At 62.1% G+C, this 17,679-nt stretch carries 13 protein-coding genes and 1 pseudogene; 8 read left to right on the forward strand and 6 right to left on the reverse strand.

Annotation, left to right across the window (positions count from 1 at the left end; all coding sequences use genetic code 11):
• The first annotated feature begins 44 nt into the window (after nucleotides 1-44).
• Nucleotides 45-1,822 (forward strand): annotated as a pseudogene (locus tag FB009_RS02870) (NAD(P)-binding domain-containing protein).
• A gap of 97 nt (nucleotides 1,823-1,919) precedes the next feature.
• On the opposite strand, the gene FB009_RS02875 reads toward FB009_RS02870, so the two are convergent.
• Entirely contained in the window at nucleotides 1,920-2,624 is a 705-nt protein-coding gene (locus tag FB009_RS02875) for a GntR family transcriptional regulator (RefSeq protein ID WP_018210116.1), read from the reverse strand.
• A gap of 102 nt (nucleotides 2,625-2,726) precedes the next feature.
• On the opposite strand from FB009_RS02875, the gene FB009_RS02880 reads away from it, so the two are divergent.
• The 7 genes from FB009_RS02880 (at nucleotide 2,727) to FB009_RS02910 (ending at nucleotide 10,563) form a co-directional block, all read left to right on the forward strand.
• Nucleotides 2,727-3,458 carry a FadR/GntR family transcriptional regulator gene (locus tag FB009_RS02880; RefSeq protein ID WP_011969661.1) on the forward strand — a complete coding sequence of 244 codons (732 nt, stop codon included), beginning with the start codon at nucleotides 2,727-2,729 and terminating at the stop codon, nucleotides 3,456-3,458.
• A 52-nt stretch (nucleotides 3,459-3,510) separates the two neighbouring features.
• Nucleotides 3,511-4,482, forward strand: a complete 972-nt coding sequence (locus FB009_RS02885) for a dihydrodipicolinate synthase family protein (protein ID WP_018210117.1) — start codon at nucleotides 3,511-3,513, stop codon at nucleotides 4,480-4,482.
• A gap of 129 nt (nucleotides 4,483-4,611) precedes the next feature.
• The gene (locus FB009_RS02890) at nucleotides 4,612-6,120 is read left to right on the forward strand and encodes an ABC transporter substrate-binding protein (RefSeq protein WP_011969659.1); all 1,509 of its coding nucleotides are present in this window, start codon (nucleotides 4,612-4,614) and stop codon (nucleotides 6,118-6,120) included.
• Between the two features lie 72 nt (nucleotides 6,121-6,192).
• Nucleotides 6,193-7,116: an ABC transporter permease gene (locus FB009_RS02895; protein WP_011969658.1), complete on the forward strand. Its 924-nt coding sequence runs from the start codon at nucleotides 6,193-6,195 to the stop codon at nucleotides 7,114-7,116.
• 11 nt (nucleotides 7,117-7,127) lie between these two features.
• Nucleotides 7,128-8,060 (forward strand): ABC transporter permease, encoded by a 933-nt coding sequence (locus FB009_RS02900; RefSeq protein WP_026160887.1) that lies wholly within the window; start codon nucleotides 7,128-7,130, stop codon nucleotides 8,058-8,060.
• A complete protein-coding gene (locus FB009_RS02905; RefSeq protein ID WP_011969656.1) occupies nucleotides 8,057-9,697 on the forward strand; it encodes an ABC transporter ATP-binding protein in 1,641 nt (546 codons plus the stop codon). Before FB009_RS02900 ends, FB009_RS02905 begins: the two co-directional genes overlap by 4 nt.
• Entirely contained in the window at nucleotides 9,694-10,563 is an 870-nt protein-coding gene (locus FB009_RS02910) for a DMT family transporter (protein ID WP_024311088.1), read from the forward strand. Before FB009_RS02905 ends, FB009_RS02910 begins: the two co-directional genes overlap by 4 nt.
• A gap of 129 nt (nucleotides 10,564-10,692) precedes the next feature.
• Here the strand turns inward: FB009_RS02910 and FB009_RS02915 are convergent, their stop codons facing one another.
• The 5 genes from FB009_RS02915 to FB009_RS02935 all read right to left on the reverse strand — a co-directional run bounded on the left by FB009_RS02915 (nucleotide 10,693) and on the right by FB009_RS02935 (nucleotide 17,665).
• Nucleotides 10,693-11,625 carry a 2-hydroxyacid dehydrogenase gene (locus FB009_RS02915; protein WP_127581256.1) on the reverse strand — a complete coding sequence of 311 codons (933 nt, stop codon included), beginning with the start codon at nucleotides 11,623-11,625 and terminating at the stop codon, nucleotides 10,693-10,695.
• A 2-nt stretch (nucleotides 11,626-11,627) separates the two neighbouring features.
• A complete protein-coding gene (locus tag FB009_RS02920) occupies nucleotides 11,628-12,353 on the reverse strand; it encodes a ribonuclease activity regulator RraA (protein WP_011969653.1) in 726 nt (241 codons plus the stop codon).
• A 27-nt stretch (nucleotides 12,354-12,380) separates the two neighbouring features.
• Complete coding sequence (gene araD / locus FB009_RS02925) at nucleotides 12,381-14,102, reverse strand: L-arabinonate dehydratase (RefSeq protein ID WP_011969652.1); 1,722 nt, start codon at nucleotides 14,100-14,102, stop codon at nucleotides 12,381-12,383.
• Nucleotides 14,103-14,230: 128 nt separating this feature from the next.
• Nucleotides 14,231-16,435, reverse strand: a complete 2,205-nt coding sequence (locus FB009_RS02930) for an amylo-alpha-1,6-glucosidase (RefSeq protein WP_011969651.1) — start codon at nucleotides 16,433-16,435, stop codon at nucleotides 14,231-14,233.
• Between the two features lie 129 nt (nucleotides 16,436-16,564).
• Nucleotides 16,565-17,665, reverse strand: coding sequence for a glycosyltransferase family 4 protein (locus FB009_RS02935; protein ID WP_018210119.1), 1,101 nt, complete (start codon nucleotides 17,663-17,665; stop codon nucleotides 16,565-16,567).
• Nucleotides 17,666-17,679 lie beyond the last annotated feature (14 nt).

A 17,679-nucleotide genomic window follows, 5' to 3' on the forward strand; every position in this document is an offset into this window, starting at 1 on the left:
CGAGGAGCCGCCCGCGCGTCAACCAAGCGAAGAGGAGGATACCCATGCTTGAAGAAAGTCCCGGCACCCGCATCGACATTGTGCTCGCCAAACTCGGAAGAGCCCTCGAACGTGGCGACATCGATGCCGCCGTCAACCTGTTCCAGGCCGATTGCTACTGGCGCGATCTGGTTGCCTTCACCTGGAATCTCAAAACCATGGAGGGGCAGGACCAGATCCGCGATATGCTGACGAGCCAGCTTGCCGCGATCAAGCCGGCGCGGCTGCGCCAGGACGAGATGGAACGGCCTGGTGACGCAGACGGTGTCACCGAAGGATGGTTCGAATTCGAAACGGAGGTGGCGCGCGGCCACGGCCATATCCGCCTCAAGAACGGCCTGATCTGGACGCTTCTGACGACGATGACGGAGCTTAAAGGACACGAGGAGCCAAGGGGAGCCAGACGTCCGCTCGGCGCCGAGCACGGCCATGACCCGAGCCGCAAGACATGGAAGGAAAAGCGCGAAACCGAAGCGGCCGAACTCGGTTATACAAGCCAACCCTACGTCGTCATCATCGGCGGAGGTCAGGGCGGAATAGCACTCGGCGCGCGCCTCAGGCAGCTCGGCGTTCCGGCCATCATTATCGAGAAGAACGAGCGGCCCGGCGACAGCTGGCGGAAGCGCTACAAGTCGCTCTGCCTGCACGATCCGGTCTGGTACGACCATCTCCCCTATATCCCCTTCCCGGAGAACTGGCCGGTATTCGCCCCGAAAGACAAGATCGGCGACTGGCTGGAGATGTATACCAAAGTGATGGAACTCAATTACTGGAGTTCGACCACCTGCAAATCAGCACGGTATGACGATGTAACGAAGGAATGGACGGTCGTCGTCGAGCGCGATGGGGAGGAGGTCGTCCTCCGGCCGAAGCAGCTCGTTCTGGCGACCGGCATGTCGGGCAAGCCGAACGTCCCGAAGCTGAGGGGCCAGGATATCTTCAAGGGCGAGCAGCAGCATTCCTCTCAGCATCCCGGTCCCGATGCATATCGTGAGAAGAGGGTCGTCGTCATCGGCTCCAACAATTCCGCGCACGATATCTGCGCCGCGCTCTGGGAAGGGGGCGCGGATGTGACGATGGTGCAGCGGATACGCTGATGGAGATCGGGCTTGGAGACCTTTATTCCGAGCGGGCGCTTGCCGCCGGCATGACGACGCGCAAGGCTGATCTGATCTTTGCTTCGCTGCCCTACCGGATCATGCACGAGTTCCAGATCCCGCTATACGAGAAGATGCGCGAGCGGGACGCCAAGTTCTATGCCGATCTCGAAAAGGCCGGCTTCATGCTCGACTGGGGCGCGGACGGATCCGGCCTTTTCATGAAGTATCTGCGTCGCGGATCCGGCTACTATATCGACGTCGGCGCCTGCGATCTCGTGATCGACGGCAGCATCAAGCTGAAATCCGGTTCTGACGTCAGCCATCTGACGGAGGATTCCGTGGTGCTCAAGGACGGCACAGTGCTTCCGGCCGATCTCGTCGTCTATGCTACAGGCTACGGCTCGATGAATGGCTGGGCAGCCGACCTCATCTCCAGGGAAGTCGCGGACAAGGTCGGCAAGGTCTGGGGCCTCGGCTCCGATACGCCGAAGGACCCGGGCCCCTGGGAGGGCGAGCAGCGAAACATGTGGAAGCCGACGCAGCAGGAGGCGCTCTGGTTCCACGGCGGAAACCTGCATCAGTCGCGGCATTATTCGCAATATCTGTCGCTGCAGTTGAAAGCGCGCTGCGAGGGCATATCGACACCCGTCTATGGTCTCCAGGAACGCCATCACCTCGCCTGACCTGCAAGATGCCGGCCGGAGAAATCCGGCTGGCATCTGAAACACGGCTGCGAGAAGAGATCCGGCCGTTCGTTGCTCCGCCCGGCTCCCGGGCTTCTTACCCCAGTTCTATATAATCCGGATAACGCGCCGCGATGTCGTCGATCATCGACAATGTGCCGGAGAGATGGGTCTTCATCGCTTGAGCCGCGTCCACGGGCGCGCCCTTTTCGATTCCTTCGATGATCATGTCATGGGTATCCACGACCCGTTTGGTGCCGACATTGACGAGATTGAGGCGCCGCAGGCGATCGATATGGCCGCTGTGGCGGCGGATGATCGGCCAGATATGCTCCAGCCCGGCTTCGTCGAATATTATAAAGTGGAATGCACGGTCGGCGGCGAGAAAATCGGCAAACTCCTTCGAGGCCAGCGCCTTCAGGTTCGTGTTCGCGGTTCGCAGGCGATCAGCGATCTGCCGTCTGTTTGCGTTTTCCGCAAGGTTGAAGACGGCTTCCTGCTCGACGGCGCGCCGCATGAGATGGGTCTGACGCGCCAGGTTGATGTCGATTTTGGAGACCAGCGTCGCATATTGCGGATAGACGGTGACGAGACCTTCTTCCTCCAGCCGCATGAGCGCGTCACGCACCGGCGTCTGGCTGAGCCCGAACTGGTTCTGCAGTTCGACGCGTGAGAGCGCCGTACCGGGAGCAAGTTCCAGCGCGAGGATCTTCTCGCGAAGATATTCGACAATTTGCGGTGCAATCTGCCGGGTGCGATCAAGGCCGGTTCGATGTTTGGCTGTCGGAGCTTCCGATATCAAAAATCCATTCCTCCAGAACAGTTCCCGATCCTGTAATAATGCATTAATGTGTCAGTGTGAAGGGACCGCGACGGCGGCCCCGGCAGGATAGGAAGGATCGCCGTGCCCGAGAAGCCGCTCATTCTCGAAAGCCTAGCGGAAGCCCGCCCTTCGAGCTATGCCGATCAGGTCTATGGGCGCATCCTGCACGACATATTGAATGGAGTTTTTCAACCGGGCGCGCGGCTGCCGACCGAGAACGAGTTGGCCGAACGTTTCGGCGTTTCGCGGCCGGTCGTCCGGGAAGCACTGGCGCGTCTGAGAGTCGACGGCCTTGTTGAAGCGCGGCGCGGCAGCGGCACCTATGTCCTCAGCCGGCCTTCGCAAACTCTTCCGGAACTCGCCGACCTGGAGGATATCTCGCGCTTCCTTCGATATCAGGAGCTCCGCTTCCATGTGGAAGGCCAGGCGGCCGCACTGGCTGCGGAGCGGCGCACGGAAAAGCAGCTTGCCGCCATCGTCGAAGCCCATGAAACCTTCGCCCATGAGGTCGGCAGAGGGGCTTTCCTGCCTGAAAGCGACAGGCGTTTCCATCTTGCGATCTGCGAAGCAACCGGAAACGAATTCTTCGCCAAGGCGCTGGAGGGGCCGGAGGTCTCGCTGACGAGTTTCATGAATGTCTCGCTGGCGCTCACCCGTTCCGGCTCGCAGGCACGCGCCCGCCGGGTCATCGCCGAACATGCCGAGATTGTCGAAGCGATCCGCACGAAAGATGCCGCATGGGCGCGTGTGGCGATGGAGACGCATATCATCAAAGCGCGCCGACGGATGACGGACGGAACAATCGACTCCTGATAAGTAATTATATTTTACAAATCCAAGACGATGTTGTAATGAAAACCGACTTATGGAGGAGGTTCTCATGCAAATCAGACTTGATGCCCGTGATTACGCAGCTTCGGTGGTTGCGGTTCCGCCCATCGCGTTGAACGCGGACCTTACGGTGAACGCCGACGCCAACGCCGCGATCATCCGCCACATAGAGGAAGGCGGAGTGGGTATCCTACTCTATGGCGGAAATGCCAATCTCTACCACTTCGGTCTGGAGGACTATCGGGCGGGAATGCAGGCGGTGATCGCTGCCGCTTCGCCCGAAACCCGTATCATAACGTCGATCGGTCCGGACTTCGGAAAAGCCCTGGCGCAGGCGCCGATCGCCCGCGATCTGGGTTTGAGGAATGTGATGCTCCTGCCCACGCAGTTTCCGGCGGATCCGGCCGGTGTCGCCAATGGCGTACGCCGCCTTGCGGCGGTCCTGGGCCATGGCCTCGTATTATATCTTAAGCGGGAGAACTACGTCGATCCGGACGAGCTTGGCCGGCTCGTCTCGGAAGGCGCGGTCGACTTCGTCAAATATGCGGTGGAGCGCCCCGATCCTGCACAGGATGCCTATCTCGACGCCATCATCGCGGCGATTGGAAAAGATCGGATGGCGAGCGGCATGGGCGAAACGCCAATTCACGATCACCTCGGCGGCCGCAGCCTGACGACCTATACCTCGGGGGCCGTCTGCATTGCCCCGTCGGCGGCGATGGAACTTCTAAGGCTCTACAAGGCAGGACGCGGCGCAGAAGCCTTTGAACTCAGCCGGCCGTTCCTGGAGTTCGAGAAAGTTCGCGCGGAGCTCGGGGGCCTTCAGGTCCTCCATGATGGGATGCGGCTGGCAGGTATTGCAGATACGGGGCCGCTGATGCCGATGATCTCCAATCTTAATGCTGAAAAACTTGGTCCGGTCGGCGTCGCGGTGAAGGCCTTGCAGGTTGCCGAGGCCGATTGCCTGAGGCGCGCGGGGAAGCCGTCGGTAAGCGCCTTAGCGTGAGTTGACAGATTGATGTATGCTAACTAATACATTAGTGCTTTAATGTGAATGCGGTGCGGAGGAGCAATAAGGCCGTGTGAACGGTCGCCGCGCAAAGGCGTCTGGAAGACCATCGAGGAGGAGAGAGAAATGATCATCCGCTATTGTACCGGCGCCTTGGCGCTATTTGCAGCGACGCTGCTCGCTGGCGCCGCCATCGCAGCCGAAGGGGAAGTGAAGATCGTATTGCCGGAGCAGCCGGCCAATCTCGATCCCTGTCGCTCCATCCGGTCGGATATCGGCCGCATCATCAATTCCAACATCACCGAGACCCTGACCGTCATCGATACGGAGAAAGGCACCGTTGGCCCCTGGCTCGCGGAAAAATGGGAGCAGGTGGACGATCTTACCTGGCGCGTGCATCTCAAGAGCGGCGTCAAGTTCCAGGATGGCGTGGAGTTCAATGCCGAAGCGGTGGTCAAGTCCATCAATCGCCTGATGAATCCGAACATCACCTGCGACAGCCGCTCCAAATTCGGCGACGTCAAGCTGACGCCGAAGGCGGTCGACGCGCAGACGGTGGAGATTTCCTCCGACAGCCCGGTGCCGATCATGCCGACACTGCTCGGCACCGTCCAGATCGTCTCGCCGAACATGCCCTTCGACAAGGAAAGCAACGATCCCGTCGGCACGGGCCCCTATGTGGTCGAAAGCAAGTCCAATGAACAGATCGTGCTGAAGCGTCACGATGCCTACTGGGGTGCCAAGCCGGACGTCACGCGTGCAACCTATGTCTGGCGCAGCGAGTCGGCTATCCGCGCGGCCATGGTCGAATCCGGTGAAGCGGATATGACTCCGTCCATCGCGGTACAGGACGCGACCAATGCAGAGTCGGACTTCGCCTATCTGAATTCCGAGACGACACGCATGCGGATCGATGCGCAAATCCCACCGCTCGACGACGTTCGTATCCGCAAGGCCCTGAACATGGCCATCGACTGGGACGGGATGGGCGAAGCGCTGTTCGGCAAGGATGTGCTCAGGGCGTCGCAAATGGTCGTTCCGGGCGTGCGCGGACACAATCCCGATATCAAGCCATGGACCTACAATCCCGAAGAGGCGATGAAGCTGGTCGAGCAGGCCAAGGCCGACGGCGCTCCGGTCGACAAGGAGATCGTGCTGATCGGGCGCAACGGCTTTTTCCCGAATTCGGCTGAAAGCCTGGAAGCGATCCGGTCCATGTGGCAGGAAATCGGGCTCAACGTTTCGATACGCCAGCTCGAGGCGGCAGACTGGGTACGCTATCTCGACAAGCCTTTTCCCGAAGGGCGCGGCCCGACCCTGTTCCAGCAGCAGCACGACAACAATACCGGCGATGCCGGGTTCACCGCGCCGGTCATGTATCTGAGCGAGGGGCAATATTCGACGATCGCAGACAAGGATCTCGATGCCGTCCTCAAGAAAGCCATGGCTGCGACCGGCGACGAGCGCGAAAAGCTCTTCCAGGAGGTCTTCGCAAAGGTGCACGACGAGATCGTTGCAGACGTGCCGATGTACCACATGATCGGATATGTCCGCGTCGGCTCGCGCCTCGACTGGAAGCCGGATCTCAAAACGAACAGCGAGATCGCGCTCTCCGAGATTCACTTCAAGGACTGACGAACCCGACCTTTCGCCGCGGCGTGTCCCACGTCGCGGCGCCGTCCCTGTTTGCGGTGGAAAGGAAACGCCGTGTTCGCTTTCATTCTCAGACGCGCCGGCCAGAGCGTGATCGCAGTGATCGGACTTCTGGTCCTGGTCTTCTTCCTTTCGAGGCTGACGGGCGATCCGGCCTATCTCTATCTGCCGCTCGATTCGTCCGAAGCGCAGCGTCAGGCGTTTTCGGAGGCGCACGGTTTTAACGATCCCTTGGTCGTTCAATTCGGCCGCTACCTCGTCGATCTGGCGCGTTTCGATTTCGGCGACGCGTTGAGCCGCAACCGGCCGGCCATGGAGGTCGCGCTCGAGGCCTTTCCGCAAACGCTGAAGCTCGCCGCGATCGCGATTGTTCTTTCGCTCTGTCTTGCGGTCGTGGTCGGATCGCTTGCCGCCGCTCGCCCGGGTAGCCTCTTCGACAAGCTCGCGACCACCGCGTCGCTTGCCGGCGCCAGCGCTCCGGATTTCTGGGTCGCTATCGTCGCGATCCTTGTCTTCTCGGTCGGGCTAGGCCTGCTTCCGACCTCGGGCACGGGGACGGCCCTGCACTGGATCATGCCGATCTTCGTTCTGACATTGCGGCCCTTCGGTCTCCTCGTCCAGGTCGTTCGCGGCACGATGATGAGCGCACTCGCTTCCCCTTATGTGAAGACGGCGCGTGCCAAGGGCGTGAACCGATCCCGTATCGTCTTCCGCCACGCGCTGCGCAATTCGCTGCTCCCGGTGATCACCGTCGCCGGCGACCTTGCTGCAAGCCTCGTCAACGGCGCCGTGGTCGTTGAGACCATCTTCGGCTGGCCCGGCATCGGTAAACTCATGATCGACGCGATCGTGAGGCGCGATTTCGCGCTCATCCAGGCGACGGTGCTGGTTACGGCGATCGCCATCTTCGTCCTGAACATCGCGATCGATCTCGTCTATGCGCGGCTCGATCCCCGCATAAGGTTTGAAACGAGATGAGCGCGACAGCCATGACGACTTCTGCCGATACCCCCGAGACGAAAGTCTCTCGTTTTCAGGTGCTGCGCCTCATCAGCCGGGACTGGCTGGCGCTCGCCGCGGTGATCTTCCTGCTGATCGTGGTCGGATGTGCCGTTTTCGGTCCATGGCTTGTGGGCGATCTTATCGACAAGCCCAATTTCCGTGCACGAAACATGGCGCCGTTCGACCTGTCCCAGGGCTGGACCTATGTTCTCGGTGCCGATACGCTCGGCCGCAGCCTGCTCGCTCGGCTTGTGGTCGGCGCGCAAAACACCATCGGCATCGCGTTCTGCGCCGTGCTTTTTTCGGTCGTGATCGGCGGTATGCTCGGTTTGATTGCCGGCTATTCGCGAGGCGCCGCCGGCACGATGATCATGCGCGGTGCGGATATCGTGATGAGCTTTCCGTCGCTCCTGCTCGCCCTCATCGTTCTTTTCAGCCTGGGGCCTTCCGTCACCAATCTCGTCCTCGTCCTGGCGATCACCCGCGTGCCGATTTATCTGCGCACGACTCGTGCGGAAGTGCTCGAGGTGAGAGAGCGTATGTTCGTGAGCGCCGCCGTTGCGCTTGGCGCCAATCATAGGCGCATCCTTTTCCGCCATATCGCCCCGATGGTGCTGCCCACCCTTGTGACGATCGGCGCGATCGACTTCGCGACCGTCGTTCTTGCCGAGTCATCGCTGAGCTTCCTCGGCCTCGGCATCCAGGCGCCTGAATTCACCTGGGGCGCCATGGTCGCCACCGGCCGTGGCTATCTCTCGACCGCCTGGTGGATTGCATTCTGGCCGGGTCTTGCGATCCTGCTGACGACGCTTTCGCTCAATATTCTCTCGAGCTGGTGGCGCACCTATGCCGATCCGCAGCAGCGCTGGCGGATCGAACTCGCTCGCTCGAAGAAGGGCATTCCGGAGAAACGCAAATGACCGGCACACATCTTCTCGAGGTCAAGGACCTGACCGTCGATTTCCTGTCGCTTGGCGGATCCTTCCGCGCGACAAACGGCGTCAGCTTCCATGTCGATGCCGGAGAGACGCTCGTGATCCTGGGCGAGTCCGGTTCCGGCAAATCGGTAAGCGCCAGTGCGATCATGGGACTCATCGACACGCCTCCCGGCGACATCTGCGCGGGGTCGGTCGCCTATCGCGGCCGCGATCTCTCCTCGCTTTCGGAAGGTGAGCGGCGGGACCTCAACGGCCGCAAGATCGCGATGATCTTCCAGGACCCGCTTTCGCATCTGAACCCGGTCTATACGATCGGCTGGCAGATGGAGGAGGTGTTCAGCGTCCACGGAGTGGCGAGCGGTGGCGTGGCGCGGCAGAGGGCGATCGATATATTGAGGCGCGTCGGCATCCCGGAGCCGGAGAAGCGCATCGACCAGTATCCGCACCAATTCTCCGGCGGCCAGCGCCAGCGCATCATGATCGGCATGGCAATCGCGCTCAGGCCGGAAATCCTGATCGCCGACGAGCCGACGACAGCGCTCGACGTGAGCGTGCAGGCCCAGATTCTCGAGCTTCTGAAGAAGCTGCAGGCGGAGGACGGCCTTGCCATCATCATGATCACCCACGACCTCGAGGTGGCCGCGAACATGGCCGACAGGGTGATCGTCATGAAATCCGGCCGCATCGTGGAAGAGGGCGAGGCCCGTGCGGTCTTCGAAAACCCCGCCCATACCTATACGCGGACGCTGATCAACGCGCTACCGCATGGCGATCACGAAGCCCCGCCGAAACGCGGAAGGCCCGCTGGAAAGCCGATCCTGGAAGTAAGGAACATCGACAAGTTCTACACTCTCTCCTCCGGGTTTTTCGCGAAACCGGCGCGGTTGCACGCGGTCAAGAAGTTGAGCTTCGACGTTGCGGCAGGGGAGACCATCGGCATAGTTGGCGAGAGCGGCTCCGGCAAGTCCACCGTCGCGCGCGTGCTTCTGGGTCTCAACGAAGCGTCCGGCGGAGAGGCGCTGTTCCACGGGCGCGATATCCTGAAGATGGACCGCAAGGAATTGCTGGCCTTCCGCCGGAAGGTGCAGATGGTTTTTCAGGATCCCTACAGCTCGATGAACCCGCGCATGACGGTGCTCGATATCGTTTCGGAGCCGTGGCGCATCCACAAGGATATTCTGGAGAAGCCCCGTTGGCGCGACCGCGTTACTGAATTGCTGGGGCTCGTCGGCCTGAACCCCGAGCATGCCGCACGCTATCCTCATCAGTTCTCAGGGGGGCAGCGGCAGCGCATCGCCATTGCCCGGGCGCTTGCCTGCGATCCGGAGCTCGTCGTGTGCGACGAGGCCGTGTCGGCGCTCGACGTCTCGGTGCAGGTGCAGGTGATCGGCCTCTTGGCGGAATTGCGCGACCGGCTGGGCCTCGCCTACATTTTCATAACCCATGACCTGCCGATCGTGCGTCACTTCGCCGACCGGATCATCGTCATGAAGAGCGGCGAGATCGTCGAGCATGCGACGACGGAAGAGATCTTCCGCAGTCCGCAGCATGCCTATACGCGCCAGCTCATCAATGCGACGCCGAAGCCGAAGTGGCAGACAGCCGCCGACGCGGCATGAAGAAGATCGCCATGCCTGCGGTCGTCGCAGGAGCCCTGTTGATGGGGGCGAATTCTCTGGTTGCGGCGATGGATAGCGTGATCGTGCGCTTCGTGGCTGGAGAGGTTCACCCGATCGGGATCGTCTTCTTCCGCAATCTCGCCAGTCTGGGCGCGCTCTATCTGCTCATTCGCTCGCGGGGTTTCGTCGTAGAGCGGACGATGTCGTTCCACGTCCATGCGATCAGGGCCATCATCAAGCTTCTGGCCCTGCTCGCGGCCTTCATCGCGGTCACGCAGATCCCTCTGGCCTCCGCGACTGCGATCGCCTTCACCATGCCTCTTTTCGTCGCCTTCGGCTCGGTGCTTTTTCTGGGCGAGCGGTTTTCCTCCGGCCGGGCCCTCAGCCTCGCCGGCGGCTTCGCGGGCATCCTGATCGTCGTCCGGCCGGGTGCGGAAACCTTCGACACAGGCGCTGCCTGGGCACTCGCTTCCGCGGTCGGTCTTGCCATCGTCGCGCTCCTGATGAAGGTTTCGGCCGGGCGCGAGGACCCGGTCAGCATAGCCTGGCTGAATCTCCTGGTGACGGTTCCCGTCGCCTTCCTCCTCGCTTTGCCCTTTTGGCAGACGCCTTCGCTGTTCAGCCTTTTCCTGATGACGCTGCAGGGTATCGGCGGTCTTTTCGCGCAGCTTTCCTTCGCACGGGCAATGAAGCTGGCGGATGCATCCCTGCTGGTTACCGTCGATTTCATACGGCTGCCGCTCGCCCTCGTCATCGGCCTCCTGTTCTTCGGCGAGCCGATCCGGCTCGATGTGGTGATCGGCGGAGCGATCATCCTCGGAGCGATCACACTTCTCTTTCACCGAGAGGGAAGGGGCACGAAGTAGAGCTGCGGGCGGCGCGCGTACAGCCCTGCAAGGGCCAAACGCCTCTTGCCAGAGTTATAATCCGCCGCCCTTGTCGCCTTGCCTACCCCTCAGAAAGCCGCGAAGATTGCGCGTGGCTTCTTGCGATGATCACGCGCTTCGGCTCTCGAAATGCTCCACCAGGGCGGCAACCATGCTGTCGCCCATCTGTTGCCGCGTCTCGTGTGTTCCGCTGCCCATATGCGGCGACAGCACGACGCGCGGGTCGTTGCGGAGGGTATCCGGGACGAAGGGCTCGTTCTCGAAGACGTCGAGCGCTGCGCCTGCGATCCTGTTTCCGGCGAGCGCGCTTATGAGCGCCTGCTCGTCGACGATCGTGCCGCGCGAGACGTTCACCAGGTAGCCTTCCGGGCCGAGGTTCGCGAGGACGGCGTGATTGACGAGCCCGATCGTCTCGGGGCCCGCGGGACAGGTGACGACCAGAAGATCAGCCCAGGCCGCCAGGCCTTCGACACTGTCGAAATAGGGAAGGTCGACCGGCTTGCGTCGCGGTCCGGAATAGGCGGTCGCCGCGCCGATGGCCCGCAGGCGGGCGGCGACGGCCGAGCCGATATGTCCAAGTCCGATGATCCCCGTCTTCATCGATCGAAGCGAGCGGCCCAGAGGGAAGGCGATCTGTCCCCATCTGCCTTCGCGCACGAAGTCGTGGCCGCGCATGAGGCCGCGCGTGGCCGAGATGCTCAACGCAAGCGCCAGATCGGCGACATCCTCGGCGAGGATTCTCGACGTGTTGCGGACGACGACGCCGCGGGCATGCGCACTCTCGACATCGATGCCGTCGAGACCGGCGCTGTAGCTGGAGAGGATCTCCAGCGCCGGCAGCCGGTCGAGCATTGCCGCGTCGATATGAGCGTGCCTGACGGCGACGCCGCGAATGCGCGTCCCATGCTCGGCCAGGAGCGGGCCGATCGCCGCCTCGTCCGTTGGAAGCCGGAGGACGTTGAAGATTTCCCTCAACTCGCGGTCGGTTTTTTCCGGAAGTTCGGCGGCTTGAAGAACGGTCACGTCCCGGAGCATCGCCATGCCTAGCGCCCCTTGCTCTGCCGCCAGGCTGCAAAATCGGCCTTTGTCCGTTCCTGCGTCGCAGGGTACAGGCCGATGATGGAGCGCCCCTTCAGGACTTCTTCGGTGACGAAGTCCTCGAAGGCCGTCATCTCGACGGCTTCGTCGGCGATCTCTTCGGCCAGATGCGCGGGGACGACGACCACGCCTTCGCGATCGCCTATGACGACGTCTCCTGGCCAGACGGCGACGTCGCCGCAGCCGATCGGGATGTTGATGTCGAGCGCCTGGTGCAATGTCAGGTTCGTCGGCGCGGATGGGCGGCAGTGATAGGCCGGGATGTCGAGCTCGCCAATTTCCGGGCTGTCCCGGAAACCACCATCGGTGACCACGCCCGCCACTCCGCGCACCATCAGTCGGGAAACCAGGATCGAGCCCGCGGAAGCCGCTCGCGGGTCCTTGCGGCTGTCCATCACCATGACGAAGCCGGGAGGGCACTGCTCCACGGCTGCGCGCTGGGGGTGGTCGGGGTTCTGAAACACGGAAAGCTGGTTCAGGTCCTCGCGAGCAGGAATGTATCTGAGTGTGAAGGCCTGGCCGACCATGTTCGTGGCCTTCGGCGAGACCGGACGAACGTCCTGGATGAACTGGTTGCGCAGGCCCCGCTTGAAGAGGGCGGTGCACAAAGTGGCGCAGCTTACGCCTTCGAATTTCCTGCGGGCCTCTTTGGACAGACTATAAACGGACATGTTTTCCTCCGTGGGACGCTCTTGAAGTCAGAAAATGTCGGGCTCGCCCACCGCTGAGCCGAAGGCGGTTTCGAGAAAGTCGAAGTCGCAACCTTCATTGGCCTGCTTGATGTGCCTGGAGAACATCCAGCCATAGCCACGTTCGTAACGGTCGGCGGGAGGTTTCCATTCGGCGCGGCGTTTCGCCAAAGTCTCCTCGTCGACCAGCATATCGATCGTCCGGTTCGGCACGTCGACACGGATGACGTCTCCCGTCCTGACGAGCGAAAGAGGCCCCCCGATATGAGACTCAGGCGCCACGTGCAGGATGCACGCGCCGTAGCTCGTGCCGCTCATGCGGGCGTCGGAAATGCGGAGCATGTCGCGACAGCCCTGTTTCAGAATCTTCTTCGGGATCGGCAGCATACCCCATTCCGGCATTCCGGGCCCGCCCTTGGGTCCCGCATTTCTGAGGATGAGCACGTGGTCGGGCGTGACGTCGAGATCCTCATCGTCGATCGCAGCCTTCATCTCCGGATAGCTGTCGAACACGAGCGCCGGTCCCTCATGGACCCGCAGCCGCTCCTCGCAGGCGGAGGGCTTCACGACGCAGCCGTCCGGAGCCAGGTTGCCCTTCAGAACGGCAAGCGAGCCTTCATGATAGATAGGATTCGAAAGCGGCCGGATGACATCGGAATTATGGACCTCCGCCCCTTCAAGCGTTGCACCCAAAGGAAATCCGCTCACGGTCATCGCATCGAGATGCAGGAGCTCCTTCATCTCTGCCATCAGCGCGCGAAGGCCGCCGGCGTAGTAGAAATCCTCCATCAGATACTGTTTGCCGGAGGGTCTGATATTGGCGATGACGGGCGTCGTGCGGCTGATCCTGTCGAGATCTTCGAGCGTCAGCGGCACCCCGGCCCGTCGCGCCATTGCGATGAGATGCACCACGGCATTGGTCGAACAGCCCGTAGCCATCGCCACGGCACTCGCATTTGCGACCGACTTTTCGGTGATGATTTTATCAGGCGCCAGCTTCTCGTGAACCATCTCGACAATACGCCTGCCGCATCGCGTGCTCATGCGGATGTGGTTGGCGTCGGCCGCGGGGATCGAGCTCGCGCCCGGAAGCGTCAGTCCGAGAGACTCGGCGATAGCCGTCATCGTACTGGCCGTTCCGAACGTCATGCAGTGACCGTATGAGCGGGCGATGCCTTCCTCCACGCCGATCCATTGTTCATCCGTGATCGTTCCCGCGCGGCGCTCGTCCCAGTATTTCCACGCATCCGATCCGGAGCCGAGATGTTCGCCCTTATAGTGGCCACGCAGCATCGGGCCGGCGGGCAGGAAGATCATCGGGAGGCCGGCACTGATGGCGCCCATGACGAGGGCGGGCGTGGTCTTGTCGCATCCGCCCATCAGCACCGTCCCGTCGATGGGGTGACCGCGCAACAACTCCTCGGCCTCCATGGCCAGGAAGTTCCGGTAAAGCATCGTCGTAGGCTTTAGCGAGCTTTCCGAGAGCGACTGCACCGGCAGTTCGACGGGAAATCCGCCGGCCTGCAGCACGCCGCGCTTCACATCTTCGATCCGGTGCTTGAAATGGGCGTGGCACGGATTGAGATCCGACCACGTGTTCAGGATCGCGATGATCGGCTTCTCGCCCCAATCCCTGGCATCATAGCCCATCTGCATAAGGCGGGAGCGGTGACCGGAAGAGCGAAGGTCATCGGGCGCAAACCACCGCGCGCTTCGAAGTGTGGATGTCATTGACTGTACGATTCCCGACAAGTGGATCTTCCATGCGGCTGTAGCATGGCGGGAATGGAGGAGCAATACACTAATGCATTAGTGCCACGTTGAGAAACGGCGTATCCGGTATTCCGGTGTACCAGGGCTCAATGGGTCGTCAGTACCTTCACGCCGCCCTTCCGCTCCAGCACGTCCACGACCACCTGGGATCGCGATCGCCTCAGTGCAATGTCGACGATCCCAGGCCCGACCCGCAGCCGTTTCAGCACGACTTCATCGAGGAAGGGCGGGAGGGTGGGTTCGGTCAACATGACCTGCGACTTCTCGGCGTCGAAGCCGAGGCCGATCATCGACTGAAGCAGATAAAGGGGTGCCGCTGCCGCCCAGGCCTGCGGCACGCAGGAAACCGGGTAGAAGGTAGGGCCGCGGGCGCGCTGGCGCGAAAAGCCGCAGAAGAGCTCCGGCAAGCGCCTGAGGTCGATATAGGTGGAGGCGGCGAACAGCCCTTCGAAGATGCTGGCCGCTTCTGCCTGGAAGCCGTAGCGTACGAAGCCTGCGGCGATCAGAGCATTGTCATGCGGCCAGACCGAGCCATTGTGGTAGCTCATGGGATTGTAGCGCGCCTCAGAAGCGGCGATCGTGCGCACGCCCCAGCCGCAGAAGGAGGACTGGGCCATCAGCGTGGACACGACCCTGCCGGCGCGCTCAGGCAGTGCGATGCCGGTGAAGAGCGCATGCCCCGCATTGGAGGAACGGACGCGGCAGGGGTTCTTGTCCCCGTCGAGTGCCAGCGAATAGGTGCCAAGCTCCTCGTCGAAGAAGGCCGCGTCGAAACGGATGCGCAGGTCTTCGGCCCGTTGCTCGAGCCTCAGCGCATCCTCTGCATGGCCGAGCTTGCGCGACAGGCGGGCGGCCGCCCGCCAGGCTCCGAAGATATATGCCTGCACCTCGGCGGTCGCGACCGGCCCTTTAGCCAGTCTGCCATCGGCGTGGAAGATCGAATCATGGCTGTCCTTCCAGCACTGGTTCACCAGGCCCTTCGCCGTCCGGCTTCCATATTCGACGAAGCCGTCGCCGTCGCGGTCGCCGAAACGATCGATCCAGTCGAGTGCGGCCACTATATTCGGCCAGAGGCCCCGCACGGTGTCGGTATCACCGGTACGGTCGAGATAGGCGCCGGCAAGCATGATGAAGAGAGGGGTGGAATCGACGCTGCCATAATAGCGCCGGAAAGGAACTTCGCCGAGTTCCGCCATTTCGCCATAACGCATCTCATGCAGGATCTTGCCCGGCTCCGCATCGGCAACTGGGTCGAAATCGGTCGCCTGGTTTGCTGCGAGATGTCTGAGCACGCCCTTCGCGATCGCCGGGTCCAGCCACAGGGTCTCAAGCGCGGTGATGAGCGCATCCCGGCCGAAGACGGTGCTGAACCAGGGAATGCCGGCATAGGGGTAGGGACCCTCGGGCGTCTCCGTAAGCAGCATATAGAGATCGGCGACGCTGCGTCTGACGGCCTCGTTGAACACCGCATTGGAGGTCACGACCGCGGCCGCGCGCGAGGCGGAGTAGCGTAGCGCCCTGCGGGCGTCGCGCAGCGCGAGAAAGAAGTTGAAGGCCGGGGGGTGCGGATTGTCCTCAAGGCTGTTGCAAACGATCTCGATGAAGATCGATTGCGCCTGGTTCGGAGCGAGCTCGACGACAAAGCTTGCCTCCTGCCCTGTAAGCCTCTGCGGCTCCGGATCGAAGCGAAGAGTCGTGCTGCGGGTCTGGCCGTCGAGGCCGTCATAGGCAAGGACCACCCGGCCATTGCCGACGAGCGCGTTATGATGGGTGCCGCGCCGCCGCCTTGGGGTGCCGCGCACTTCGAAGAGGTCGGCGAAGTCGGCGGCAAAGGACAGCTCGACCTGCAGCCTTCTCGGGGCCTCATCGAAGTTGCGCAGCACCAGTCGTTCGTAGCAGGCCTCCTGCCAGAGAAAGCGGGTGCGCCGCACATGAATGAGGTCATGCTTCAAAACCTCGCCACCGGTATCGAGCACGAGAGCCGGATTGGTGAGATCGCAGTCGAGCGTGGCATTGTCGTCGCGGAGCGTGGAACTCAGCAGCAGCGATCTGGCGCCGTTCAGCCTCAGCACGAATTGAGAGAGATGGCGGGTATCGCGATGGAAGATGCCCTCCGGATTGGAAGGAGAGGAAAACGCGTCGCCGTTATGGTCGAACACGGCGAAGGTATCGCCGTGTTTCAGGGATCTGGAGCTTCGCTCGTAACGCGAGACCGCTGCCGGCCCCAGTTCGTCCGCAGATGTCACATCGGGAGCGGCTTCGGCCGCCGCTCCGGAGAGATTGGTTCCCATAGGATCGGTCTCCGTTGCATCAGCGCGGGATGAGGAGCCTTTCGCGCGGCTTTCCGCCGCGCATCCCGCTCTCGCTCCTTCGATCGATCACACTGAACTTCGTCGTTGCGCGTTCAATGTGATCCGGTATCAGGCGACCCGGGCAGAGCCAGGGCCGGCATTGCTTTCGTTCGCAGCATGGATCGGCATGACCCTTTGGCTGCCGCTTGCCAGAGCACGATAGATATCGAGATAATCGTTTGCCATGCGCTGGGCCGTAAAACGCCTGTCGAATGTGGCACGGACCATACGGCGATCGACCCGGTCGAGTCCGTGGACCGCCTTCAACGCTTCCTCGGTGCTGTCGACGATGAAACCCGAAACGCCGTGGTCGACGATCTCAGGCACCGAGCCGCAGCGAAAGGCGATCACCGGCGTGCCGCAGGCCATCGCCTCGATCATCACCAGACCGAAGGGTTCGGGCCAGTCGATCGGGAAGAGGAGGGCGCGCGCGTTTCCAAGGAATTCGGCCTTCTGATGTTCGTTGATTTCGCCGATGAACTCGACATTCGGATAGCGCCGGATGAGCGGCTCGATCTCACTCAGCCAATAGGGCTCGTCCACCCGGTCCACCTTCGCGGCCATTTTCAACGGCATGCCGGCCCGGGCGGCGATTTCGATCGCACGGTCGGGCCGCTTTTCCGGCGAGATACGGCCAAGAAAGGCCAGGTAGTCGCCCTTGGGAGGGCTGGTGAAGGGAAGGACGTCCGGAGCCAGCCCGTGATGGACAGTGGCGATCCAGTTGACCGGCGGCATCGGCCGCCGCTGATCGTGCGAGATAGAAACCAGGGGGACATCCGGAAACGCGGCGTAGAACGGCTGGAGGTCGGGCAGATCGAGCCGGCCGTGCAGGGTCGTCACCGTCTTTCCGGCGAGGTCGCGGACAAGGGGAAAATGAAGAAGATCGATGTGGAAGTGCAGGATGTCGAAGGCGGGCGCCTGCCGGCGCACTTCTTCCAGCAGCATCATGTGATAGGGAATCGGATCCTGAATGGCGGGGTTCAACCTCAGCGCCATTTGCGAGCAGGGGACGAGCCTTGCCGATGTCATCGAGTCGCCGCTCGCGAAGAGGGTGACCTCGTGACCCTGCCGGACGAGCTCTTCCGTCAAATGGTGAACGACACGCTCCGTCCCGCCGTAGAGCTTTGGCGGGACGCGCTCGAAAAGTGGTGCGATCTGAGCGATCTTCATGAACGAAGCTCCTT

Origin of the sequence: Sinorhizobium medicae, from assembly GCF_007827695.1 — a bacterium.
Taxonomy (GTDB): Bacteria; Pseudomonadota; Alphaproteobacteria; order Rhizobiales; family Rhizobiaceae; genus Sinorhizobium; species Sinorhizobium medicae.